At 71.7% G+C, this 24,266-nt stretch carries 20 protein-coding genes and 3 pseudogenes; 5 read left to right on the plus strand and 18 right to left on the minus strand.

All coding sequences use genetic code 11. From position 1 onward, the window contains the following. Positions 1 to 60: 60 nt before the first annotated feature. On the minus strand, positions 61 to 1,533 hold the full coding sequence (locus tag ACFYXM_RS07180; protein WP_389287638.1) for a flotillin family protein: 1,473 nt from the start codon (positions 1,531 to 1,533) through the stop codon (positions 61 to 63). 113 nt (positions 1,534 to 1,646) lie between these two features. After that, positions 1,647 to 2,156: a hypothetical protein gene (locus ACFYXM_RS07185; protein ID WP_389287640.1), complete on the minus strand. Its 510-nt coding sequence runs from the start codon at positions 2,154 to 2,156 to the stop codon at positions 1,647 to 1,649. Between the two features lie 416 nt (positions 2,157 to 2,572). Between ACFYXM_RS07185 and ACFYXM_RS07190 the strand changes: the two genes are divergently transcribed. Both ACFYXM_RS07190 and ACFYXM_RS07195 read left to right on the plus strand, forming a co-directional pair. Next, on the plus strand, positions 2,573 to 3,349 hold the full coding sequence (locus ACFYXM_RS07190; RefSeq protein WP_389287642.1) for a serine aminopeptidase domain-containing protein: 777 nt from the start codon (positions 2,573 to 2,575) through the stop codon (positions 3,347 to 3,349). A gap of 171 nt (positions 3,350 to 3,520) precedes the next feature. Further along, positions 3,521 to 3,793, plus strand: coding sequence for a DUF1876 domain-containing protein (locus tag ACFYXM_RS07195; protein ID WP_389287644.1), 273 nt, complete (start codon positions 3,521 to 3,523; stop codon positions 3,791 to 3,793). Between the two features lie 200 nt (positions 3,794 to 3,993). On the opposite strand, the gene ACFYXM_RS07200 is transcribed toward ACFYXM_RS07195, so the two are convergent. Both ACFYXM_RS07200 and ACFYXM_RS07205 read right to left on the minus strand, forming a co-directional pair. Continuing rightward, complete coding sequence (locus tag ACFYXM_RS07200) at positions 3,994 to 4,842, minus strand: GNAT family N-acetyltransferase (protein ID WP_389287645.1); 849 nt, start codon at positions 4,840 to 4,842, stop codon at positions 3,994 to 3,996. A gap of 167 nt (positions 4,843 to 5,009) precedes the next feature. Continuing rightward, positions 5,010 to 5,816 (minus strand): SDR family oxidoreductase, encoded by an 807-nt coding sequence (locus ACFYXM_RS07205; RefSeq protein WP_389287647.1) that lies wholly within the window; start codon positions 5,814 to 5,816, stop codon positions 5,010 to 5,012. Positions 5,817 to 6,603: 787 nt separating this feature from the next. On the opposite strand from ACFYXM_RS07205, the gene ACFYXM_RS07210 reads away from it, so the two are divergent. After that, entirely contained in the window at positions 6,604 to 7,362 is a 759-nt protein-coding gene (locus tag ACFYXM_RS07210; RefSeq protein ID WP_389287649.1) for a polyprenol monophosphomannose synthase, read from the plus strand. A gap of 536 nt (positions 7,363 to 7,898) precedes the next feature. On the opposite strand, the pseudogene ACFYXM_RS07215 reads toward ACFYXM_RS07210, so the two are convergent. The 5 genes and pseudogenes from ACFYXM_RS07215 to ACFYXM_RS07235 form a co-directional block, all read right to left on the minus strand. Next, positions 7,899 to 8,525: pseudogene (locus tag ACFYXM_RS07215) on the minus strand (phosphoribosyltransferase); the annotation flags it as partial. 225 nt (positions 8,526 to 8,750) lie between these two features. Further along, complete coding sequence (locus tag ACFYXM_RS07220; RefSeq protein WP_389287651.1) at positions 8,751 to 9,548, minus strand: VOC family protein; 798 nt, start codon at positions 9,546 to 9,548, stop codon at positions 8,751 to 8,753. A gap of 246 nt (positions 9,549 to 9,794) precedes the next feature. Continuing rightward, positions 9,795 to 10,496 (minus strand): response regulator, encoded by a 702-nt coding sequence (locus ACFYXM_RS07225; protein WP_389287653.1) that lies wholly within the window; start codon positions 10,494 to 10,496, stop codon positions 9,795 to 9,797. Further along, positions 10,468 to 11,898 (minus strand): sensor histidine kinase, encoded by a 1,431-nt coding sequence (locus ACFYXM_RS07230; RefSeq protein ID WP_389287655.1) that lies wholly within the window; start codon positions 11,896 to 11,898, stop codon positions 10,468 to 10,470. Before ACFYXM_RS07230 ends, ACFYXM_RS07225 begins: the two co-directional genes overlap by 29 nt. Before the next feature lie 239 nt (positions 11,899 to 12,137). Next, positions 12,138 to 13,647: pseudogene (locus ACFYXM_RS07235) on the minus strand (MMPL family transporter); the annotation flags it as partial. Between the two features lie 285 nt (positions 13,648 to 13,932). Between ACFYXM_RS07235 and ACFYXM_RS07240 the strand changes: the two are divergent. Then, a complete protein-coding gene (locus ACFYXM_RS07240; RefSeq protein WP_389287657.1) occupies positions 13,933 to 14,385 on the plus strand; it encodes a VOC family protein in 453 nt (150 codons plus the stop codon). Between the two features lie 172 nt (positions 14,386 to 14,557). Here ACFYXM_RS07240 and ACFYXM_RS07245 read toward each other — a convergent pair whose 3' ends face one another. From ACFYXM_RS07245 to ACFYXM_RS07285, 9 genes are all read right to left on the minus strand, one after another. After that, positions 14,558 to 15,673, minus strand: a complete 1,116-nt coding sequence (locus ACFYXM_RS07245; protein WP_389287659.1) for a CU044_5270 family protein — start codon at positions 15,671 to 15,673, stop codon at positions 14,558 to 14,560. Next, positions 15,670 to 16,362: an RNA polymerase sigma factor gene (locus ACFYXM_RS07250; protein ID WP_389287661.1), complete on the minus strand. Its 693-nt coding sequence runs from the start codon at positions 16,360 to 16,362 to the stop codon at positions 15,670 to 15,672. The genes ACFYXM_RS07245 and ACFYXM_RS07250 overlap by 4 nt, the downstream gene beginning before the upstream one ends. 257 nt (positions 16,363 to 16,619) lie before the next feature. Next, positions 16,620 to 17,441 (minus strand): enoyl-CoA hydratase/isomerase family protein, encoded by an 822-nt coding sequence (locus ACFYXM_RS07255; protein WP_389287663.1) that lies wholly within the window; start codon positions 17,439 to 17,441, stop codon positions 16,620 to 16,622. Next, complete coding sequence (locus tag ACFYXM_RS07260; protein WP_389287726.1) at positions 17,438 to 18,568, minus strand: cytochrome P450; 1,131 nt, start codon at positions 18,566 to 18,568, stop codon at positions 17,438 to 17,440. Before ACFYXM_RS07260 ends, ACFYXM_RS07255 begins: the two co-directional genes overlap by 4 nt. A gap of 537 nt (positions 18,569 to 19,105) precedes the next feature. Continuing rightward, complete coding sequence (locus ACFYXM_RS07265; RefSeq protein ID WP_389287665.1) at positions 19,106 to 20,506, minus strand: cytochrome P450; 1,401 nt, start codon at positions 20,504 to 20,506, stop codon at positions 19,106 to 19,108. Positions 20,507 to 20,709: 203 nt separating this feature from the next. Beyond that, positions 20,710 to 21,300: an ATP/GTP-binding protein gene (locus tag ACFYXM_RS07270; RefSeq protein WP_389287667.1), complete on the minus strand. Its 591-nt coding sequence runs from the start codon at positions 21,298 to 21,300 to the stop codon at positions 20,710 to 20,712. After that, positions 21,275 to 21,649: a DUF742 domain-containing protein gene (locus ACFYXM_RS07275; RefSeq protein WP_351517666.1), complete on the minus strand. Its 375-nt coding sequence runs from the start codon at positions 21,647 to 21,649 to the stop codon at positions 21,275 to 21,277. Before ACFYXM_RS07275 ends, ACFYXM_RS07270 begins: the two co-directional genes overlap by 26 nt. Beyond that, complete coding sequence (locus tag ACFYXM_RS07280; RefSeq protein WP_073789056.1) at positions 21,646 to 22,050, minus strand: roadblock/LC7 domain-containing protein; 405 nt, start codon at positions 22,048 to 22,050, stop codon at positions 21,646 to 21,648. The genes ACFYXM_RS07275 and ACFYXM_RS07280 overlap by 4 nt, the downstream gene beginning before the upstream one ends. Beyond that, the gene (locus ACFYXM_RS07285; protein WP_389287670.1) at positions 22,047 to 23,279 is read right to left on the minus strand and encodes an ATP-binding protein; all 1,233 of its coding nucleotides are present in this window, start codon (positions 23,277 to 23,279) and stop codon (positions 22,047 to 22,049) included. The genes ACFYXM_RS07280 and ACFYXM_RS07285 overlap by 4 nt, the downstream gene beginning before the upstream one ends. Before the next feature lie 554 nt (positions 23,280 to 23,833). On the opposite strand from ACFYXM_RS07285, the pseudogene ACFYXM_RS07290 reads away from it, so the two are divergent. Next, a pseudogene (locus ACFYXM_RS07290) lies at positions 23,834 to 24,069 on the plus strand (isochorismatase family protein); the annotation flags it as partial. Between the last annotated feature and the right edge of the window lie 197 nt (positions 24,070 to 24,266).

Genomic DNA, 24,266 nt, shown 5'->3' on the forward strand with positions numbered 1-24,266 from the left:
GTGTGCCCGGCCGGTGCGCTACCGGCCGGGCACGTACGGGCGCGTACGGGACGGGCCCGGTCAGTCGGTGATCTCGATCTTTCCGTCGGCAGGGGTGGCATCCGCCCCGCCCGTCTGCCGGGCGGACACGCCGGACGGTGCGGCGCCGTCCGAAGCGGGGGCGGCCGCAGCGCCCTTGAGGTTCTTCAGCAGCGCGGCCAGGTCGACGCCCGTGGTGGAGCTGAGGAGTTCCATGCCCTGTGCGACGTTGTCGGTGACGGTGCGCGACAGCCGGCTCGCACCGTCCGTGGAGATCACGGTCATCTTGTCGACGGCGCTCAGCGGCTCGGACGCCTTGGCGACGACGTGCGGCAGCACCTCGACCAGCATCTGGAGCACGGCCGCGTCGCCGTACCGGGCGAAGGCGTCCGCCTTCTTCTGCATCGCCTCGGCCTCGGCCGCACCCCTGGCGGCGATGGCCGCGGCCTCCGCCTCACCCTCGATGCGCACGGCGTCGGCGAGGGCCGAGCGGTGCAGCTTCTCGCCCTGACCGGTCAGCCGGGCGCGCTCGGCGTCCGCCTCGGCCTCCTTCACCTGGGCGATCCGGCGGGCCTCCGCCTCCTGCTCGGCCTGGTAGCGGGCGGCGTCGGCGGGCTTGCGGACCTTGGTGTCGAGTTCGCGGTCGGTCAGCGCGGCCTGCCGCTCGGCGACCTTCTCCTGCTCCGCGAGGACCTCCTGCTGACGGGCCGCCTCGGCGAGCGGGCCCGCCGCGTTGGCCTTGGCCGCAGCGGCCTCCGTCTCGGCCTTGATCTCCGCCTGCTTGAGGTAGAACGTCCGCTCGGCGACGGCGATCTCCTCGGCGGCCTTCAGCCGGGCCTGCTCCGAGGCGCGCTTGGCGTTCGCCTCGGCGATGTCCGCCTCCTGCTTGGCACGGGCGGCCTCGGGGCGGCCGAGGTCTTCGAGGTAGGAGCCCTCGGTGGTGATGTCCTGGATCTGGAAGGCGTCCAGGATCAGGCCCTGGCCGGAGAGGCTGGCCTCGGCCTCCTCCGCGACCTGCCCGGCGAACGCGGCGCGGTCCCGGATGATGTCCTCGACCGACATCCGGCCGACGATGGCACGCAGCGCGCCGGAGAGCACTTCCTGGGTGAAGCCGACGATGCCGTCCTGCTGCTGGAGGAAGCGCTGGGCGGCGGCCCGGATCGCTTCCTCGCTGCCGCCGACCTTGACGATCGCGACGCCTTCGAGGTTGGACTTCACCCCGCGCAGGGTGACGGCCCCGCGCACGGCCACCGGAATGTGCCGGCTGGACAGGTCGAGGGTGAACTTCTGCTGGACGAACGGGACGACGAAGACGCCGCCGCCGACGACGACCTTCTGGCCGCTGTTGTCGATGCTGGTGCGGCCCGTCACCGGGTCGGTCGACTTCTTGCCCCGGCGTCCGGTGATGATGAACGCCTCGCTGGGCCCCGCGACCTTGTAGCGGGTGATGACGACGAGGGCGAGCAGTACCAGGAGTACGACGACTCCGACGACTGCGGTCACGACTGGGCTCATAAGGGTGTCCCCCCTGCCTCCCTGCGGGACGGCAGTTCGATTGCGGGTGGTGGTGCTTGCGGTGCGGTGGCGGGCCGCGGTGGTCCGACGGATGGTGTCCCGGCTCGGTGGGGTCAGCGTTCGACGGGCCGCACGGCGACCGAGGTGGTGGACAGCACGGCCTCCACCCAGACCTCGGTGCCGCGTCCGACCGGCACCGCGCTCTTCGCCGCCAGCTTCACCGGCTGGCCCGCCAGCCGCAGCAGGACCTCGCCGTAGCCGTCGGCGGGGATGGCCGTGACGACCGACCCGGACGTGCCGACGAGATCCTCCCCGCGCGGAGTGACACTGGTCTGATCACGCATCAGCGCCCGGCTGAACTTCCAGGTGAGCCACGCCGCGAGGATTCCGGCCAGTACGCCGCCGACGGTCGCTACGACCGTACCGGCGTCCGTGGTGCCGAGCACGATCGCGCCGCCGAAGCCGAGCATCGACAGGAACCCCGCGATGACGGGCAGGGACAGGAGCCCGTCGAAGAGACCGTCCAGCACACCGCCGAAGAGACCTTCGAGAATGCCGTCGAAGACCAGCGACAGGACGAGCAGGACGACCCCCGCGATACCGAGACCGAGAAACAGGGTCACGCGATCACCTTTCTCGGTCCTCGAAATCCTCCGAACATGCTTCCCCCCGAACATCTCCGTCGAACTGGCTGGATGGTCCCATACGGGACGGCTGGAACACATTGCCGGAAGCCGGAAAACTTTTACGGTCTCTTTATGCCGGATGCCGGACCATCGCCGGGCGCCGGCGCGGCCCCGTGCGGGCCGCTTCCGGGCGGTGTACGGGGCACGCGTCCGAGGCTCGGGCGCCCGTGACTGTCCACACCCTGTGGACAGCGCGGCGCCGCACTGTCCGGGGGGCTTCGGACCGGCCGGAGGCGTCCGTCCGACCGGCGATCTCCGACGGTCCGGCGACACGGCCGCGCCGCGTGCCGCATGCTCGACAGGGAGCGGGGTACCGCACAGGCATACGTGCGCAGGCACGAAGGGAGGTGCGTATGACCGGCAGTCGACCGCCGGCCGCTGCCGTGATCCTGTTGCACGGCGGCCGTGAGACGGGCCTGGGACCGCCCCCGCCCGGCCTCCTGAACCTGCCCGCCGTCCGGATGCGGCCGTTCGCGCGGGCCGTCGGCCGGGCGACGGCCCGCGACGACGGAGCCATCGACAGCGGCGGCGCCGGGGACGTCCTGGTGCGCACTGCCCGCTACGCCCACCAGGGCTGGAACGGCTCCCGGGAGGACCCGCTCCACGACGCGCTGCGCGCCCTGGACACCCTGCGGCGTGAGGCGGGCGAACTCCCGGTGGTCCTGGTCGGGCACTCGATGGGCGCCCGCGCCGCCCTCCGGGCCGCCGGCCATCCGCTGGTACGCGGCGTGGTGGGCCTGGCCCCCTGGTGTCCGGCGGACGATCCGGTCGCCCAGCTCGCCGACCGTGACGTCGTCCTCCTCCACAGCACCCGTGACCGCGTCACCAGCCCCGGGGAATCCAGGTCCTTCACCGCTCGTGCCCGCCGCGCCGGGGCCCGCTCCTGCCTGGTCGAGATCCGGAACAGCGATCACGCGATGCTGCGCCGTGCCGGGGCCTGGCACACGCTGACGACCCGGATCGTCACCGGCCTGCTGGGCCTCGGCCCGCTCCCCGAGGAGATCGCGACGGCGCTCCGGCTCCCACCGGCCGCCCCGGCGACGCACGGCAACCTGGACCTGGACCGGCTCGCTCCCGACGGGTCCGCGCCCGGCGGGTCCGGCCCCGGCACGTTCATCGGGAACTGTTAGACCGTCGCCTTCCGGGCCCGGAGCCGGGGCATGGAGGAACGTGATCGTGCCGGGGCACGACCGTGACGGGAACGCGGCGGACCGGGGCACGGGAGTCATGCCCGTTCGCGGGGGGTGTGCCGTGGTGCAGGGGCGGCGGAACGGGCGCACTCTGGTAGGGAGGTGATCGAGATGATGCGCACAGTTGTCGGGTGGCATGTGGATCTGGAATTCGAGGAGGACAGTCACCGCACCCGCGCCGCCGCTCTGGTGAGGCTGCCGGACGGGGTCGAGGTACGCGCCCACGGGTACGCGAGCCGTCACCCCTCCGACAAGGAACAGCCGAGGGTCGGCGAGGAGATCGCGGGAGCCAGAGCACTCAACGAACTGGCGATGAAGATGCTGACGAAGGCGCACGACGAGATCGACGAGGCGTCCGGCCGGACGTCGCACCCGCTCACCTGAGCCGGGCGCCGGGGGTTCCGGGACCCCCGGGCGTGCGCCGGCTCGGGGTCCCGGCTGCGGCAAACCGAGGCGCCGGGGCTCTACGAGGCGGGGCCCTGCGGCGTGGGCTCTCCGACTCGGGCTGATACGGCGTGGGCTCAACGGTGTGCCCTGCAACGGGCCCGGCGTCGGCCGAGCGCGCAAGCCGTCGACATGGTGCCTCAGCCCAGTTCCAGGCTGGTGATGCCGTACAGCCCGGGGTGGTCGATGTCCGGTGACGGGCCGGTGTACATCCGGGCCGTCTCGAACGACGGGGTGAGGCCCAGCCGTTGGGCGAGCCGGACGGCGGCCGGGTTGACGTCGGGCACGTCGATCGCCACCGGGGTGGCCGGATCACCGGCCGCGAGTGCGCCGATCAGGGCACCGGCCACCTCGGGCGACTCCGCGTACACCGGGCCGATCCGGGACGCCGCGCGGCAGGGGCGCAGCACGGCGAGGCCCCGCAACTTCCCGTCACGGACGGCGGCGAGCGAGGCGTGGGCCGGTCCGGCGATCCAGGATGCGAGGAAGCTGTCGCGCTCGGCGGGGAAGAAACGCCGGTCGTAGGCGGCCAGTTGATCGAACGGGATACCGCGGGCATCGACGAGTGCGGTGCCGGGAGGCGCGGACGGCACATCGGCCGGACGGCCCTCGTAGCGCATGTTGGCCCAGACGGAACGGAACCCGGATGTACGGTAGTTGTCCTGCTGGGCCACCACACCGTCCAGCCCCACGTTGCGCCCCTGGAGCCGGGACATGCCGGCCCGCCAGGTCCGGATCCCGTAGCCCTGGCCCCGCAGTTCGGGACGGGTGAGGTAGAAGCCGAGGAACCCGAAGCCGGAGCCGTAGCGGACCACGGAGACGCTGGAGACCGGATCGCCGTCGAGCCGGCCGATCAGGAAGCCGCGCGGGTCGGTGGCGTAGAAGGCGTGGTGGTCGGCCAGTCCGGGGTTCCAGCTCTCCGCGTGGGCCCAGTCGGCCAGCATGGCGAGGTCGTCGGCGCTCGCGGTGGTGATCTCGAAGTTCGGCACGGGGCACCTGTACCCCGGAGGTGATCGGTTCAACGGTGGTTCTTCCGCCACCGCCCGTCCGGGTGAGGCGGTCGTCGGCAGGAACCCCGGTCGTCGGGTGGGCGGTGGTCCTGGGCCGTCGGGCCGTGGTCGGCGGCCGTCGGGAGGGCTCTCCCCGGCCCGCGGCGCTACCGCCCGCCCGCGACCCGCAGCACCGCTCCGGTCACGTAGGACGCCTCGCCCGACAGCAGCCAGGCGATGGCGGACGCGATCTCCGGCGCCGTACCCGGCCGGCCGAGCGGGATCCCGGCCGCTGCGGTGTGCGCCCGGTCCGGGTCGCCCGCCTCGGCGTGCATCTCGGTGTCGATCATTCCTGGGGCGACGGCGTTGACGCGGATGCCGTCCGGCCCCAGTTCCTTGGACAGCCCCACCGTCAGCGCGTCCGCCGCCGCCTTCGTGGCCGCGTAGTGGACGAAGTCGCCGGGGCTGCCGAGGGTGGCGGCGGCCGAGGAGACGTTGACGATCGCGCCCGCCCCGGCGGTGACCATGTCCTTCGCGGCGCGTCGGCAGCACAGCAGGACGCCGAGGAGATTGACATCCAGGACCCGGCGCAGAGTGTCCGTCGAGGTGTCGACGAGCCGCCCCAGCGGGCCCGTCACACCGGCGTTGTTCACCAGGCCGGTGACCGGGCCGAGCCGTGCGGCCGCGAGGTCGAAGAGCCGTTCCACATCGGATTCCACGGAGGTGTCCACGCGCACCGTGATGCAGCGCGCCCCCGCGGCCCGGACCGCGTCGGCGGTCCGTTCTGCGGCGTCGGCGTCGCGCACGTAGCCGAGCACGAGGTCGTGCCCGTCGGACGCCAGGCGGACGCAGGTCGCGGCGCCGATGCCGCGGCTGCCACCCGTGACGACGGTGACGGGGCGGGGGCGTGGAGCCGTTTCCTGCGGCGGCCGAGCGGTGTCGTGGGGCTGCGGTGTGGTGTCGTCTACGGCCACGGGGGACCTCTCGCTCTCGGGGGTACCGGTCGCGGCGGGGCTGCCGGGCGCATCGGGTGCGTCGTGCGCGCAGGTCCGTCGGCCGGGCGGTCACACGGTCGCACGGCCACGCCGTGGTCCTCGCGTGGGCCGCGCCCTGGTTCCGTACGCGGATTGTACGGAGCGGACCGCCGCCCGGAGGCCGGCCGCGCGCCGTGCCCGCGACGGCCCGGCCGCCTGCCGTTGGAGTGGAGTGCGGTGCGGCTGTCGGGCGTGGTGCCCGAGGGGTGCGGGCGCGGGTGCTTAGGGTCGATGGCTGACGGACCGCGGTCGGCGTGACACGGGTTGAATCGCCCGACGCCGGTTTCGGCTCCGCCTCAACGGCGTTCCCCCGCCGTCGCCTCGCATCGCGAGGGCGGGGGACGCCGACGGGCACCGAACGCCACGGCGCAGCGCGGGCGCAGCGCCCCCTTCCGTCGTGTGCGCACCCGCGACACCGGCAGATGTCCGGAGGAAAAGCGCGACGAATGCCGGGAGTTTTCCGCGACCGGCCCGAGGAATCCCCGGATGCTAGGCTCGCGCGATCCCGCGCGGGGAAGCACCCGGAGAACGCGCGAAGAGTTCGAGGAGACTCCGAGGAGAATCCGAGAAGGGGGCCGGGAAAAGCCCCGGGGAGGATCACGGGAACGTGCGACGCGGGGCGCGGATTTACGCGCGACGCAGGACATGCGGAACACGCGACGCAGGACATGCGGAACACGCAGCGCAGGACGCGGGGAAACGGGAAAGGGACGCGGGGAAGCGGGAAATGGGACACGAGGACAGCGCCGGGACGAAGGACTCACCGAAGATCGTGGTGGTGGTGCCCACCTACAACGAGCGGGACAACCTGCCTGTCCTCGTGGATCTCCTGACCGGTCTGGAACTGCCCGGTCTGCGCATTCTCGTGGTGGACGACAATTCGCCGGACGGCACCGGCGCGGTCGCGGACGAACTGGCGGCGGACCCCGCCGGAGTGGTCGAGGTGCTGCACCGCAAGGAGAAGGACGGGCTGGGCCGCGCCTACGTCGCGGGGATGACGCGTGCGCTCGACGGGGGCGCGGACGTCGTGGTCCAGATGGACGCGGATCTGTCCCATCCCGCGTCGCGGCTCCCCGCGATGATCGAGACGCTCTTCGCCGAGGGCGCCGCCGTGGTGATCGGTTCCCGTTATGTGGCGGGCGGTTCGCTCGCCACCGAGTGGCCCTGGCATCGCAAGGCGCTCTCCGCGTGGGCGAATTTCTACGTCAACGCGATCCTGCGGTTGCGGGTGAAGGACGCCACCGCGGGTTTCAAGGCATGGCGTGCGTCGACCCTGAAGGCGATCGACGTGTCCTCGGTGCGCAGCAACGGCTATTCCTTCCAGGTGGAGATGAACCACCGTACGGTCCGGCACCGTTTGAAGATCGTCGAGGTGCCGATCCGATTCGAGGAACGGGTCGCGGGTCAGTCGAAACTCGGACTGGGGGTGCAGATCGAATCCGCCCTCGCGCCGTGGAAGCTCCTGTTCGGCAAGAACGGCCGCTGAATTCGGCCGGGGGGTTCGGCCCCGCCCGGCGCACGCCGGCAGCGCCGGCGCGTCTTCACGGGCGCGTGCGGGCAGCATGGCTCCGGGGGTGCGCGTGGACAGTGACCCGCGTGGCGTCGGCGGGAGCGCGAAGGCGGGCTGTGAACTCCCGGCGGCGGACCGGGGGACGACGGCCCTGCGTTCCTGGCCGGCCGCTGACGGTTCTCTCGACGAGAACGTGGCACGGTCGCGGCGGATCGCCGAGGCGTGCGCCCGCAACGGCGGAGCGTTGCTGCGGAGCTTCACGACGGCCAACGGGGTACGGGACATCGACCGCTTCCGGCAGGCGCTCCGTGAAGCCGGTCCTGCCCGCCGAGCCGGTCCAGCCGCTGCCGGTCCAGCCGCTGCCGGACCGGAAGGTGGCGGCTCGATCGCCGTGATCTGCAACGACGTCCGCCGACGTCCGCCGGCCGGCCGACCTCCCGGAGTACCGCCGCGCCGGTACGTGCGCGTCAGCCTTCGCCGTCGCTGCCCGGCGTCACATGTCCGCCGTACCGGGCGCGCGCCAGCAGGGCGACGACCTCGTCGTCGGAGGTCTGCGAGAAGTCCCGGTACCACTCCCCGACGGCGTAGAACAGGGGTGGCACGGACAGGCACACCACCTCGTCCGCGCACTCCCGCAGCCGGGCCACCGCGTCCGGGGGCGCCACCGGAAACGCCGCCACCACACGGGCCGGATGCTGGGCCCGTATCACCCGGCAGGCCGCCTCGGCCGTGGCGCCGGTCGCGACACCGTCGTCGACGACGATCACGGTCCGGCCCTCGACCGGTATCCGCGGCCTGCCCGCGCGGTACGCCTGTGCGCGGCGTACCAGCTCCGCCGCCTCGACCCGTTCGACCGCGGCGAGATCCTGCTTCCCGGACCGCAGACGACTGACCACCTCCTCGTTGAGAACCCGTGTCCCGCCCTCGCCGATGGCGCCGAACGCCACCTCCTCGTGATGGGGCACGCCGAGTTTGCGGACCACGATCACATCGAGCGGGCCGCCGAGCGTCTGTGCCACCTCGAAGGCAACCGGGACCCCGCCGCGCGGCAGCCCCAGGACGACGGGGTCCTCGCGCTCCAGATGGCGGAGCGCCTCGGCCAGCTGCTGTCCCGCGTCCGCGCGGTCGACGAACAGCACGGTGTGTCACCCCCAACCGGGGAGCCCGGGAACCGACCGGGGGAGCCGGGAACCCGGCCGGGCGGCCGGGGACCACGCGGGCACGCGCCCGCCTCCCCTTTCGAAACAACCCCATGCGCGACGGGCCCGCAACTCGGACCCGCGGCGTACCCGCGACGGACCCGCCGCGGACCCGCCGCTCGGGCGGAACCATCGGGGGAGCCGGGACCGGGCCGTCGGGGCAGGTCAGGACACTGGTGACATCTTGGGCATCTCGCCTTCGGTCGTGTGGACGTCGATCACGGAGAACGCCGCACCCTGCGGGTCCGTCAGTGCGGCGAAGCGGCCGAACGGCATGCTCATCGGGCCGAACCGGAGGACCGCGCCGCGCTCGGTCGCCTTCGCCACGGCCGCATCGCAGTCCGCGACGGTGAAGTACACGTTCACGTGCGACGGCACCTCGGGCGGGAAGTCGTCGCCCATCCGCATCCGTCCCATGACCGTCTCGTCGCCGATGTTGTACAGCCTGAAGTCGACGTGCTCGTCCTCCATCTTCACCATGGAGTACGGGAAGACTGCGGAGAAGAAGGCGTCGGACTTCCCGGGCTCCCGGGTGAAGACCTCGGCCCAGCAGAACGTGCCGGGCACCCCATGGGCCTCGAAGCCCTCGTGGGAGCCCGCCTGCCACACGCCGAAGACGACACCTGCGGGGTCGCGGGCCAGCAGCATCGTGCCGAACTCGCCGACCTGCATCGGATCCATCAGCGTCTCTCCGCCGTTGTCACGGATCTTCGCGGCGGTGGCGGCGGCGTCCGGCGAGGCGAGGTACAGGCACCAGGCCGCCGGGCCCTCCTGGCCGGGCATCGGGGGCACGACGGCGGCGACCGCCCTGCCGTCGGCGTACGCCTGCGTGTAGTTGCCGTACTCCTCCGCGGACTCACCGAACGTCCAGCCCAGCACGTCACCGTAGAAGCTCTTCGCCGCCTCCAGGTCGGGGAACATCGCGTCGGCCCAGCACGGTGTGCCCTCCGCTCGTACAGCCATGACTCCGGCTCCTTCGCCCTCTGTGGGTTCATCCGCTCTCTGCGTGTCTGTCCCGTTATCGACGCGTTCGTCCGCAGTCCCACGCTAGCGATCGGGCCGCGGGGCCGCGCGCCGGAGACGCCCGTACCGGCCGTGAACGGTCGTAAGATCCACATCGGCCGGTGAGTGGACCGGCCCGCGGAACGGAGGTCCGCCGAGCGTGGTCCGTCGGCCCTCGCCCGTCGGGCCGTGCCTTTCGGGCCGTGTTCAGCGCCCCGCGTTCCGGAAGCCGTCGCCGGGCCGCGGCGGGTCCACCCGCACCAGCCCCGACTGATAGGCCATCGCGACGAGTTGGGCCCGGTGCCGGGCCCCCAGCTTCGTCATCGCACGCCCGACATGGGTGCACACGGTCAGCGGGCTGACGTGCATCCGCTCGGCGATCTCGTCGTTCGACAGGCCCTCGGCCACCTGCGCCATGACCTCGCGCTCGCGTGCGGTCAGGACGCCCAGCACGTCGGGCGCGGCGACCCTGCCCTCGGGCAGGGCCAGGTATCGGCCGATCAGGGCCTTGGTCGCGGTGGGTGACAGCAGGGTGTCCCCCGTGGCCACCGTGCGGATGGCGCCCAGGAGTTCCCCGGGGGCGACGTCCTTGCCGAGGAACCCGCTGGCGCCCGCGCGCAGGGCCCGGGTCACGTACTCGTCGATCTCGAACGTGGTGAGGATGAGGACGCGGGTTCCGCGCAGCGTCTCGTCGCGGCAGATCAGCTCCGTCGCCGCCACGCCGTCGAGTCCCGGCATGCGGATGTCCATCACGACGACGTCCGGCCGCGTGGCGCGGGCCTGCTCCACCGCCTCGCGGCCGTCCGCCGCGACGCCGACGACCTCCATGTCGTCGTTCGCCTCGATCAGCAGTCGAAAGGTCCCGGCGAGCAGTGCCTGGTCATCGGCCAGCAGTATCTGGATCGTCACCGTGCCGCCCTCTCGTCCCGTCCGTGCCGCCATCGTTCCGGAGAGGTTCGGGCCGCGCCGTCCCCGCCCCCGCCGCCCTTCCCGCCGCCGTGTCCGCTTTCGTCCCGGCCTCCGCGGCCACCTCTGCCCCGGCGGTCGCCCCCGTGGCCACGGACGCCCCCGAGGTCGCCTTCGTGGCCGCAGCCGCGTCCGTCGCCGTCTCCGCGTCCTTCTCCGGTTCGGTCTGCGACTCCAGGGGGAGCTCCGTGGTCACTTCGAAACCGCCGGCCGCCCGGTGCCCGGCGGACAGCCGGCCGCCGACGGACATGGCCCGTTCACGCATGCCGATGAGGCCGTACCCGTGCGTGCCCGAAGCCTGCGGCTCGTGCCCGTCGTCGGTGACGGTGAGCGTGAGCAACCGGCGCGAGTAGCCCAGCCGGACCGAGGCCGTCGCGGACCCCGCGTGCTTGGTGACGTTGGTCAGCGCCTCCTGCACGATCCGGTACGCGGTGAGGTCCGCGCCCGGCGACAAAGGCCGCACCGTGCCCTCCACCGTCACCTGGACGGTGAGACCCGTCTGCTCGAACGAGGCGATCAGCTCCGGTAGCTGGGCGAGTCCGGGGGAGGGCTCAAGCGGTGTCTCGGGGTCGTCCTCGCTGCGCAGCAGCCCCACGGTCGCCTTCAGCTCGCGCAGTGCGGAGGAGGTGGTCCCGGCGAGCTGGTCCATCATCTGCCGGGCCTGCTCCGGCCGGTTGCGCAGCAGGTACGAGGCGGTGGACGCCTGGGCATGGGCGAGGGCGATGTGGTGCGCGACGATGTCGTGCAGCTCGCGGGCGATCCGGGTCCGTTCCTCGCTCACCCGGTGGCGCGCCTCCTCCTCGCGGGTGCGTTCCGCGAGTTCGGCCCGCGCCTCCACGGCGGCCACGTAGTCGCGGCGGCTGCGCACCGACTCGCCGACCGCACCCGCCAGGAAGACGCAGGAGAGGATGCCGATCCGGTCGGGCCGCAGCAGTGCGCCGTCGCCCCAGAGGGCCGAGACGGCGGCGAAGGTGGCGACCGCCCCGAGCGTGTACACCGAGGTCGTACGGAGGTCCGTGAGCAGGGCCAGCTGGTACAGGGCCACCAGGGCCGCGCCGGTGAGGCTCGGCGAGGGGTCGAAGCCCATGTCGTTGCCCATCAGGCCCAGGGCGCTGCCGCACAGCGTCGTCACCACGACCATGGTGCGCGGGTAGGTGCGCTGTCCCAGTAGCAGGATGGCGGAGGGCACGGCGGCCGCCAGGGCGAAGGAGGGCGCCGGGCCGCGGACGATCCGGGCGTCGGTCACGGTGCTGGAGAAGACCGCGAAGGCCCACAGCAGCGCGGCCACCGCCGCGTCGACAGCCCGGGGGTGGCGCCGGGCCCACAGCCGCCAGTCGGTGAACATGCGCTCTTCTTTCCTTCTCGGTCCCACCATGGTCGCTGACATGACCGCCCGTTGTGCGCAAGATGTCCGGAGTCGTCTGTCGTGACGTACGACGGACGGCCTCCGGACTTCCCCGCGCCTCGTCCCATTCCGAGGACGTGCCTCTCGCCCCGAGGACGTGCCTCTCGCCCCGTGGGCGTGTCTTGCCCCGAGGGCGTACGAGGTCCCGCACGGGGAGCCGGCCCCTGTGCGGGGAGGTCTCATACGCGCACGGGACCGTGCTCGGCGTCCTTCTCGGTGCCCGTCGGCTCCGCTCCTGTCTGCCGCGTCCCCGCCGCCCTCGCTTCGGCGTGCGCGGCCGCAGGACCGCTCCGGCTCAGCCGCTCGCCCTCCACGTCCACCCGGGGCACGACCCTCTCCAGCCACCGGGGCAGCCGCCATGCCCGGTCGCCGAGCAGGGCCAGAACGGCCGGGACGATCGTCATGCGGACGACGAACGCGTCGAAGAAGACGGCCGAGGCGAGGCCCAGGCCCATCATTTTGATCATCGCCTCGCTCATCCCGATGAACCCGGCGAACACCGCGATCATGATGGCCGCCGCGGCCACGACGACCCGGGCGCTGTGCCGGAACCCGGTGACGATCGCCTGGCCGGGCCGCTCGCCGTGGACGTACGCCTCGCGCATCCGGGTCATCAGGAAGACCTCGTAGTCCATGGCCAGGCCGAAGACCACACCGATCAGGAAGATCGGCGTGATGCTCATGATGGGCCCGGTCTGCTCGACGCCGAGGATGTCGGCGAGCCGGCCCCACTGGAAGACCGCGACGATCACACCGAAGGCCGCCGCCACCGACAGCAGGAAGCCGAGCGCCGCCTTGAGCGGGACCAGCAGTGAACGGAAGACGATCATCAGGAGCAGGAAGGCCAGACCGACGACGAGCGTGAGGTAGGGCGCCAGCGCGTCGGAGAGCTTCTGCGAGATGTCGATGTTCACCGCCGTCGTACCGGTGACGAGCATCTTCGCGCCGGTGTCGGCCTCCAGGCCGTGCGCCTTGTCGCGGATGGTGTGGACGACGTCCGTGGTCTTCTCGGAGCTCGGCCCGGTGGCGGGCACGGCGGTGATGACCGCGGTGTCGCCCGCCTTGTTGAAGGCGGGGGGCGTCGTGGCCACGATGCCGTCGGTGGCGGCGAGCTTCTTCGCAGCGTGCGCCGCCGCGGCCTTCGGGTCGTCGGCCCCCTTGGCGTCGACGACGACGGTGAGCGGCCCGTTGAAGCCGGGGCCGAAGCCGTCGGCCAGCGCGTCGTAGGCGCGGCGCTTGGTACTGGAGGTGGGCCGCGACCGCGAGCCCCAGCATCATGGCGAGCGTGGTGGTCGTGGTCGACATCCCGGCGGCGATGATCGAGGCCACGCCCGCGCCCACGCCCACGATCGCGGTGAGCAGCGGCAGCCCCGCCGCCGCGAGCGAGCCGAACGTGACGAGCAGGACGACCGCGGCGACGACGACGCCGGCGAGCTCCGTCGCGCCGCCGGCCTCGGAGTCCGGCAGGAGGGCCGAGCCGCCGAGCTCGACGGTCAGCCCGGCCTTGCGCCCGTCCTCCGCGGCGTCCTCCAGCGCCTTGGTGGTGGCGTCGGTGAGGTCGACGCTCTGCACGTCGTACGTGATGGTCGAGTACGCGGTGCGGCCGTCCTCGCTGACGGCCCCGGCCATGTCGAACGGGTTGAGGGCGGCCTTGACCTGTGGGCCGCCCGCCACGTCCGCGACGACCCGCGCGTCGGGCGCACGGCGGGGCCGGAGGGGTACCTCGATCCTTCGTGAACGGGGGCGTCATCGTCGTCGTTCACCTGCATGGACTCCTGCGTACTGTCGCCGCAGTACGCGGCATGTCCGTCCTCCCCCTCGCGCAGGACGGCCGACGGGCGCACAGGATGACGAGGCGGAACGGTGGGCGCCCGTGAAACCGGCTCGATTCCGGTTCGAGTCCGGTTCGAACCGGTTTCGAGTCCGGTTCGAATCCAGTTGTGGAGGCATGGCGTAACCAATAAAATCGGTTACATGGCATTGGGTTGGAAGCTGGTCATCGACAGCGCGAACGCGTCGGCTCTCGCGGACTTCTGGGCCGCGGCCCTGGAGTACGAGGTGGAGGATCCCAGCGCTCTGATCGAGCGACTGCTGGCCGCGGGCCGGATCGAGGAGAACGCGATCGTCGAGCACGGCGGGCGCAGGACCTTCCGCGGCTACGCCGCGATCCGCCATCCCGAGGACCCGTTCGACGCGACCAGCGGGGTGGGGCGCGGCCGACGGCTGCTCTTCCAGGACGTGCCCGAGGGCAAGTCCGGCAAGAACCGTCTGCACATCGACGTCCACGGCGAACCCGGCGGCCTCGACGCCCTGGTGGCCCGGCTGGAGGGCCTGGGAGCGACCCGTGTCCAGGAGGTCGACAAGGGGCCCGCCGGGCGCTGGTGGCTCATGCGGGACCCGGAGGGCAACGAGTTCTGCGCGGCTTGACGCCTGCCACTCGATCGCTGCCGTCCGACGGCTGCCGCTCGACGACTCCCGTCCGACGGCTGCCGCAGGATGTCCGCCGCGGGACGTCCTCGCCACCGGACGTCCTGCGGACGGGGTCGGTCGGGCCGCGGCCGGCGTCGGCCGCGGCCCGACCGAGGTGTTGTGGTCGGACTCAGTTGCCGTCGGCCGGGACCTGCTTGATGTCGTCGACGACGGCCCGCTTCATGATGGCGCTGGTGAAGATCACCGTGCCGCGCTTGATGACGCCGCTGTCGCCCCGCACCTGGACGCTGCGCTCGCCCAGGAACTCATGGGTCTTGCGGTCGAAGATCCACTCCATGCGCTCGCCGCTCGTCTCGTCCAGCCGCGCCACCGCCACGCCGTGCCGGCCCGCCGCGTCCACCGCGTCGTCCACGACCACCACACCGGGGATCTTCGCGGCGGCCTTGAACAGGGCGGAGTACAGCGCGGCGGGCGGGTAGCTCTCGCCCAGCAGGTCGCCGATGGTGGTGAAGGCCTCCTGGTCGGGGGAGTTGCCCTTCCCCTTGGTCTCCTTGTAGATCTTCTTCAGCAGTTCGTCCGGGTCGGTGGTCAGTGCGGCCAGGTAGTCGTACGACGGCGCGTTGAGGTTCGCCACCGGGGTGTTGCCCTGCTCGTCGGGGAGACTCAGGGTCTCGCCCTCGGGGCTGTCGTTGACGGTCGGGTCGATCAGCCAGCCCTTGGTGCCGTCGAAGGACTGCCATGTCTGGCGTCGGTGCAGCTTGTCGCTGGCCAGGCTGGACCCGCCGTCGACGACCTTCTCGTAGCTCTGGGCCGTGCGCGACTCGATGTAGACGTACCGGCCCTTCCCGGTGTCGGGCCCTGAGGACTCGGCCGCCGCCAGCGAGATCCGGTCGAGCAGCTGGGGCACGCCCTCGGTGGTCGCCTTGCCGACCGAAGTGGTCAGGACCGGGCCGTCTGCGAAGTCCCCGACCCTGACCCCGACCCCGACCCCGCTCCCGTCGCCGCCGGACAGGGAGTTGCCGACGAGGACCGCCCCGGCCAGGGCGCAGGCGAGCACCGGCAGGGCGATCAGGCGGCGCCGCCCCGTGAAGCGGCGCGCCGCGGGCCGGCCGGAGTCCGTACCGGCTCGCCGCTCGTTGTGCTGTTCGTCCTGTTGGATCAGGGCCATCAGAGCCTCCTTGTGGAACTGGTGACGACCCGTCGGCAGATCACGTTCCGGCAGCGGGAGCAACTGGGCGCTCTCTTCCCACTCGGCCGGATTCTGCCGGCACCGGTCGGTGTTCATCGGATTCCTTCCTGTGCGGGCCGGACCGCGGTTCGGCGGTCGCCTCTTACCTGTCCGGGACCCGCAACGGGTTCCCGATGCGTTGCGGCGGACGCGACCGGCGTCGAAGCCCGGCCCGAAGGAGTCCGGCCCGAAGAGGCCGGGGGCGCGGCCGCGGTGAGTTCGGCGTCGGTGAGCCGGCGCAGCCTGGCGCGGGCCCGGGAGAGACGCGAACGGACCGTGCCGACCGGGATTCCCAGCACCTCGGCGGCGGCCGTGTACTCCAGGCCCTCCCACAGGCACAGGGTGAGGACCTCGCGCTCCGGCCGGCGCAGCGCGGCCAGCGCGGTGAGGGCGGCGGCCAGGCGCCGCCGGTCGTCGACCCGTCCGGCGACCTCCTCCGCGTGGTCGGGGACCGACATCTCGGCCCGGGCCGCGGCGGTGGCGGCCCGCCGGTAGCGGCGGTTGCCGCGGGTCTGGTTGCGCGCGGTGTTGGTGGCGATGCCGAGCAGCCACAGCCGCAACGTGCCGCCCTCGGGGTCGACCCGGTCGCGCAGCCGCCAGGCCTCCATGAAGGTCGTGGCCATCACGTCCTCGGCGGCGGCCCAGTCGGCGGTCAGCCGGAAGGCATGGTTGTACACGGAGCGGGCATAGTCGTCGAACAGCTCGGCGAACGCGCTCGGGTCCCCGGCCCTTATCCGGGTACGCATGTGTGTGCTCACCTCCCCTGGCTGTCCGGCGCCGCGGGGAGGTTCCAGTGACTCGTAGGTGACTCACGTCACAATGCGGCGCGGTACGGACGCGCCGGACGCCCGACGGACACGCTACGGACGTCGTGCGGGCGCCGCCCGGACGCCGTACGCACGCTGTACAGCGTCACGCGGACGTCGTACGGACGCTGTACGGCCGGTCACTGCCGTGCACACGCTGTACGGCCGTCACCGCCGTACCGACGTCGCACGGGGGCTCAGCGCACCGGCGCCGCGCCCGTCGCGCTCTCCCCGGCGTCCCGGGCCCGCCTGCTCGCGGCGGCGACCGCGGCCATGAGCTCGGAGTCCAGGACCGCGGGATCGGCCATCCGGTTCGCGGCCATGTACGAGTTGAGCAGGGCCTTCGTGATCCGTACCGCGGACTCCGGGCGGCGCGCGACGGGCTTGGCCCACGCGGTGACGGCGGCGTCGAGTTCGTCCTCGGGCACGACGCGCTGGAGGACCGACAGCTCGTACGCCTCGGCGGCGCCGATGGGCCGTCCGGTCAGGATGATCTCCCGGGTCCGGGCGGCGCCCAGTTCATGGATCAGCCGCGGCAGCATGCCGCCCCAGGCGGTGGGCAGGCCGAGCGCCAGTTCCGGCAGCCGGAAGCTGGCGGTTTCGGCACCGACCCGCAGGTCGCAGGCGAGCGCCAGGGCCATCCCCGCGCCGATCGCCTTGCCCTGGACCCGGGCGATGGTGACGATCCGGCTGGTCGAGAGCAGTTCGCAGACGCGGCGGGCCTTGTCGCCCGCGATCCGGATGCCCCGGCCCTCCTGGTCCTCCGCCAGCCAGTCCGCGAACTCGTTGCGGTCCCCGCCGAGGGAGAAGTCGTCCCCGGCCGCGCTGAGCACCAGCACCCGGACCTCGGGGTCCGGAGCGGTCAGGATCGCGAGCAGGTCGTCCAGCATCTCCTCGTTGACGGCGTTGCCCGACTCGGGGCGGTCGAGTTCCACACGCAGGACCGGGCCCTCGCGCAGGGTGCGGACCGTGCTCGGCCGCCGGTGCCCGGACAGGCGTTCCGAGAGCGAGAGCTTCATATCGACACGCCCATCGAGGTCACGCGCCGGAAGACCAGACGGGACGCGTACACGGGTGGTGTCGTGACCCGCAGGGTGGGGAAACGTTCCAGCAGCTGGATGAGGAGCGTGCGGGCCTCCAGCCGGGCGAGGGCCGCCCCCAGGCAGTAGTGCACCCCGCCGCCGAAGGTGAGGTGGGTGCCGCGGCGCTCGATGTCGAAGGCATCGGGGTTCTCGGTGCGCCGCGGGTCGTGGTTGGCGGCGCCGTACAGGACGTGGACCATGCTGTCCTTCGCGATCGGGACACCGGCCAGGACGGTGTCCTCGGCGGCGACCCGGGTGTTGATCTGGATGGGTGGGTCGTACCGCAGCACCTCGTCGACCGCCGCGTCGATGTGCCCGGGGTTCTCCCTGAGCCACGCCCACCGGCCGGGCTCCCCGAGCAGCAGCCCCACCATGGCCGACAGCAGCGTCGCGGTGGTCTCCAGCGAGGCGATGGTGACGAACATGGTGAGGCGGTAGAGGATCTCGTCGGCCGTCTCGCGGTCGGGTTCCCGCGCGTCCCAGTGGTGGATCCAGCCGGTCAGGATGTCGTTGCCGGGCTTCGCGCGCCGCTGCCGCACCATCTCGGTGAAGTAGGCGCGCAGGTGCCCGGTCGCCTCGGCGGACGTGGCGAGTTCGCTCTTGGTGGGGAGCAGTTCCTGGGCGTACACCTGGTTGTGGGTGATCTCCAGGATGTGGGGGTGGTCCGCGGCCGGGACACCCAGCCAGGAGCCGATGGTGCTGATGGGCAGCTGCTCGCTGACCGTGCTGACGAAGTCGGCCTCGCCCCAGCGCAGTTTCTCGGCCAGGTCGTCGAGCAGGCGGGCGCTGTGCTCCTCGATGACCGGGGTCAGCCGCTGGATGGTCGAGCGGTCGAAGAGGTTGCCGAGGCTGCGGCGCTGGCAGGTGTGCTCCGGAGCGTTGAGGCGGGAGAGCGTCTTGGTCATCTCCTGAGTGGCGACCGCCCCCCAACGCTCGGGGTCGTCCTGGCGTTCCTGCCAGGCGAAGTCCGGTGCCAGCCAGTTGCGGCCGCGGAGCACCTCACTGCATGTGTCGAAGCCCGTGACGAAGTACGCGTCCCAGGGGGCCCGCACGACGTCCCCCATGGCCCTCACCTCGGCGAGCAGGCCGTAGGGATCCGCCTGTCCCTCCGGTGATTTGAGACGCCGTATCAGAGAGATGAGGGCACGGCGGTCGTCGGCGGGCCTTTCGGTACCACTTGCAGCGCTCACACAGAGTTCCTTGATCCGGGCTCATGGTTACGGCCAGAACCTACCCCTCCGTATATGTTCGCCAAGCGCCCGTGCCTGTTGCTCCTGTCACAGAGAAATGCCCCTGTGACCTCTTGTCATACGCCGAGGGGTGCCCAATCCCCTTTCGGAAAGGGCAAGTTATGCTCGAAATTCGGCCGATTCCGGTCGTCGAGAGCGGAGTTTTTCGGAAGTCGACGGCCGGAAGTTTCCGACCGGTATCCGGACTCGGATCGCGGGATCGCACCGGGATCACGGACCGTTGCGCGGACCGAGACCGCTGCGCGGATCACGGATCACGGGTCACGGGTCACGGGTCACGGGTCACGGGTCACGGATCGCGGACCGCTCAGTGCCTGGCGCCTGGCGCGGTCCGCTCCCCGTCGGCCGCGCTCACACCCGGAAGACGTCCAGGAAGGAGCTCCACCAGCCCTTGTTCCTCTTCTGGGGCTCCCCGGAGTCGTGGCGCGTCGTGGTGGCGTCGTCAAGAGGGGAGATACGAGGTGACACGGGCGAAGCCGCGGCGGTGTTCGGCACGTTCGCGACCCGGCGCGGCGCACTCGGGCTGAATCGCACGGGCAGCGACACCAGGGCGCGGTGGAACGGGCCCGGCCGCCATTCGACGCCGGTGGCCGGTATGGCGAGGGTCAGGTCCGGAACGCTGTTGAGGACCCGCTCGATCGCGGTGAGGGCGATGAGCTGGGCCGGGGACTTCGCCGGGCAGACGTGCGGGCCGGCGCCCCAGGCCAGATGGGCGCCCTTGCTCAGGGTCTGGCGGGCGCCGGTGAGCGCCGGGTCGGTGTTCGCGGCGGCGAAGCTGATCAGTACCGGCGTGTCCGCCTTCAGTGTCACGCCGCCCAGGTCCATGTCCTGGACGGGGTAGTGCGTCGCGTAGTTGGCGATCGGCGGGTTGTTCCAGAGCACGTCGTCGAGGGCGTCCTCGACCAGCATCCCGGTGCCGCGCCGCTGCGCGCTGCCCGCGTCTTCGGAAAGCAGGAGCAGCAGCGCGTTGGCGATGAGGTTGCGCTCCGGCTCGATGCCGGCGCCCATCAGCATGACGAGCTGGTCCTTCAGCTCCTCGTCCCGCAGGCCGGCCGGGTGCTGGATGAGCCAGGAGGTGATGTCCTCGCCGGGCTGCCGCCGCTTCAGCGCCACCAGCTCCATCAAGCACTCCGTCATCTCGGCGTTGGCCCGCAGCACGTCCTCGCCGTCGAAGATCGCGGCCATGGTGCGGGTCAGGCGGTCGCCGATGTCGCCGGGGCAGCCGAACAGCTGGTTGAAGAGCAGCAGCGGCAGCAGCTTGGCGTAGTCGCCCAGCAGGTCGGCGGAGCCGCGTTCGATGAACTGGTCGATCAGGTAGTCGGCGATGCGCTCGACGTCCCGGCTCAGCCGGGTGGTGTTGAGCCGGGCGAGGCTCTCGGTGACCGCCTTGCGCAGCCGCAGGTGCTCGGTGCCGTCCGTGAACAGGCAGTTCGGACGGTACGCCATCATGGGCAGTACCGGGCTGTCGAGCGCGATGCGCCCTTCCCGGAGTGCCGCCCACCGCCGCGAGTCGCGGGCGAAGTACGAGGGGTTCTGCAGCACCCGGAGCGCGGCCTCGTGCTGCACGACGAGGGTGGCGTCCACGCCGGGGGCCAGCTCGATCGGGGCGGCGGGCCCGTGTGCGCGGAACGCGTCGTACGCGCGCTGCGGATCGGCCGCGAACTCCGGCCCGTAGAGAGACGTCTGGCGCTCACCGTGCATCGGGCACCCGCTGGGGGCGTTGTACGGGGTGGCTCCCGGCGACGAGTCCATGTTGATTCCTCGATGTGAACGCGGGCCGATGGGCCCGCACGACGGACGGAGATGGGGGCTCGGCCACCCGTCTTGGAGGGCGGTGGTCGGAGCGGGGGCCGGCCCGCCGTCCGGGCCCGGAGGCGCCGGACAGCGGGCCGGCCACGCGGCGGGACGCCCACCGCGACGGGTGGCGGGGACGCCCACCAGCACCGGTGGCCGGGTCAGGCCACGCGCGCGAGAAGGTGCTGCACCAGCGTGATCAGGGCCTGTGCGGACGACTTCTCGTCCCGGGCGTCGCAGTAGACGACCGGGGTGTCCGGCAGCAGGTCGAGAGCCTCGCGCAGCTCCTCCTCGGCATGCCGGGAGTACGGGTCGAAGCTGTTGACCGCGACCGCGTACTCCAGCCCGTACGTCTCGACCAGGTCGATCACCGGGAAGGTGTCGGCCAGCCGGGCCGGGTCGACGAGGAGCAGTGCGCCCAGCGAGCCGCGCGCCATGTCCTCCCACAGTTCGACGAAACGCTGCTGGCCCGGCGTACCGAACAGATACAGCACCAGTTCGTCGCTGAGGGTCAGTCGGCCGAAGTCCAGCGCGACCGTCGTGGTGACCTTGTCGGGCGCGCCGCGCAGGTCGTCGACGTGCTCGCTGGCCTGCGTCATCCGCTCCTCGGTGCGCAGCGGAGTGATCTCGGAGAGGGTGCCGATGAGCGTCGTCTTGCCCACGGCGAAGTGTCCGACGACGAGGATCTTCGCCGCACGCCGCACCGCGTCCGACACATAGATGTTCTCAGCCGAACCGGACGTGGAGTCCATGCAACACCTCTTCGAGGATCTTCCTGTCAACGAGCTGAGCCGGCGGCGGCGCCTTGCGGCGCATCAGATGACCCTGTTCCGCTAAATCGTTGAGCAGCAGACGCGCCACACCGACGGGCAGCCCCAGGCGGCCCGCGACCTCGGCCACCGACAGATACCCGCCCGAACACAGCTCCCAGATGGCCCTGACCTCGGGGCTGGGGTTCGGCGGCGGCTGCCGGTCGGGGGCGATGGTGACGAGGGTGACGAGGGAGAGGTTCTCCGCGTCGGGCAGCCCACGTCCTCCGGTGATGACGTAGGAACGGACGAACCCGCTGTTGACCGACTGCTCCTCGCCCGGGGCCGTCATATGTCGCTTCCGGCGTTCAGGCGGGGAGGAGTGGTCATCGCCTTCCCCAGCGCGGTGACCTGCTGCTGCATGCGGAACGACATGGCTTCCATGTCCACGTCGGCCGCGGCGGCCGCGGCCAGGTAGGCGCCGGTCCCGGCGGCGATCAGGAAGATCCAGCCGTGCTCGTACTCCAGAAGCGTCTGGCGCCAGCGTCCGGGGGTCTGGGCCCCGATGAACGGCGCGACGGCCCGGCTCAGCGACTGCATGGAGCTCATCGCCGCCGCCACGGTCTCCGCGTCGTCCCGGCCGATCTCACTGGAGTTGGCCAGCAGCAGACCGTCGGCGGAGACGAGGATCGCGTGCCGCGCTCCGGGTACCTGGAGCACATCGTTGAGCACCCAGGAAAGATCGGGGTTCACTGGATCTCGGGTCCTTCCATCGTCGTCGTGTCACGTCCGGACCGGGTTCCACGCTGGAACGCACCCAGACGGGAAGCCGTTTCCTCGTTGCTGCGGACCGGCGCGGGCTCGGCCGACGGCACCACCGACACCGGGCTCTTGCGACGACGCTTGGGCAGACCACCCGCGGTGGTGAAGGGCGCCGCAGGCTGAGGGGCGGCGGCCGGCTGCGGGGTCGGCGGGAACAGCGGGGTCGGGGCCGGTGCGGCCACCGGGCGGCGCGGCAGCGTCGACACTCCCGGGTCGTGGGCGGCCGGGGCCACCTCGGCCGGCGCGGGAGTGGGCGCGTCGGCGGTGAGCAGCTCGTCGGGCAGCAGGACCACCGCGCGCACACCTCCATAGGGGGAAACGGAGTCCACCGAGACCTTGAAGCCGTAGCGGGCGGCCAGCACACCGGACACGGCGAACCCGAACTGCGGCGGAATGCCCAGGCTGGACACGCTGATCGCGGCCTGGGGGGCGAGGAGGGCCGCCGCGCGGTCCTTCTCCTCCTGGCCCATACCGAGACCCGCGTCGTCGACGATGAGACAGACGCCCTTCGGCACGGCCTGGATGTTGATCTCGACCGGGGTGCCGGGGGCGGAGTAGTTGGTGGCGTTGGCCAGCAGCTCGGCGAGGACCACCGCGACCGGCTCCACGGCCTTGCTGACCACCGAGAAGTACACCTGGCCGTTGACCCGGACCCGGTCGAAGTGCCGGATACGTCCCTGGGCGCTGCGGGCCACGTCGAAGACGGAGGCGGAGGTCTCGCGGCGACCGAGCCAACCACCGCACAGCACCGCGATGCCCTGGGCGCGGCGCCCGAGCTGGCTGTTGGCGTGGTCGATGGCCATCAGGTCGGCGAGCATGCCGGGGTCGTCGCCGTACTTCTTCTGGGCGTTCTCGATGACCACCTGCTGCTCGTCCGCGAGCCCCTGGAGGGTACGGACGGCCGCCTTCAGGACGGCCTTGGTCTCCTCCTCGGCGTCCTTGCGGACCTCGGCGAGGTCGGAGGTCTGTCGGTGCAGCAGACCGGTGTGGGCGGCGTGTAGTTCGTCCCGTTGCCGTTGGAGCGCGTCACGCTCGCCACGGAGTTGGGAGTTTTGTCTGCGAAGCCCGATATTGGTCTTACGAGCCCGTAGAACGGCGCCGACGGCGACCAGTGCTACGACAACCAGCGCCCAGAAGAGCGGGCCCTGTACAAATGTCATGAGACTCACTTCAAGTGCCATGGCTGTGGAAACGGCTTGACGCTCCCTCGTGAGCCCCGTGGTCCGGGCTGGTCGAGCCACGGTCGGGTCACGCGGGGAAGGCCCCTCCGAATGCGGGGCCGAGGAATTCATCCCTCCCGGAATGCCCCCACATGCCATCAGCCCACTGGAAGTAAGATGATCTTAGCATCGGGCTCTCGGGTAAATGTCAAGGCCGCCACGCCAGTTGCACTCTTGGCGTGGAATGTTCACATACGGGGGCGGAACCGGCACCCCCATCGGCGCGGTTGGCCCGGCCGTGGCCCGCTCTGCGGGGCCGACGGCCCGGCATATGGCCTGAACATGATGGAAAGTCGGGGTGCGGGGTCTCCGGCGGTCGGCGCCCTGGGTGCGACGGCCGCGGACGCGACCAGGTCGCGGGGGTCGCGGACGCGACCAGGTCGCGGCGGTCGCGGGGTCATGGAGCCATGGAGTCATGTGATCCCGGGGTCGCGAGGCCGCGAGGTCATGTGATCCCGGGGTCGCGAGTCCCGAGGCCGCGGGGATCACGTGTCGAGGGGGGCGAGTTCCGCCCCGGCTTCGCCCCCGCCGTGACTCCGGCGCAGTGGACGAGGTCTTCTGCAAGGGTGCCCACTCCGCTTCCAAGAGCGGTTTCGAGGGTGCGGCGGAAGACGGCGCACCCCTGTCCGACTGGCTGCGCGCCCGTGACGTCACCGAGCTCGACATCGTCGGTATCGCCACGGACCACTGTGTGAAGGCGACCGCGCTGGACGGTGTGCGGGAGGGCTTCGGCGTAACGACCTGGGGAGCAAGAGGGAGCGGGCTCCCGGCGCCCTGCGACTCCGCCTCCCGCGTCGTCGTCGGTCAGCGACGCTCCTTCCCCGGGCTCTCAGCTGCTTTCGAGCAGGGGAGAGCCCATCCGCCTCCCTTGTCCGCCTTGGAGTCGAAGCCGCACGACGCCGCTCGCTGATCCACTCCCTCTTGCTC

Origin of the sequence: Streptomyces sp. NPDC002476 (assembly GCF_042889785.1) — a bacterium.
Classification (GTDB): Bacteria; Actinomycetota; Actinomycetes; order Streptomycetales; family Streptomycetaceae; genus Streptomyces.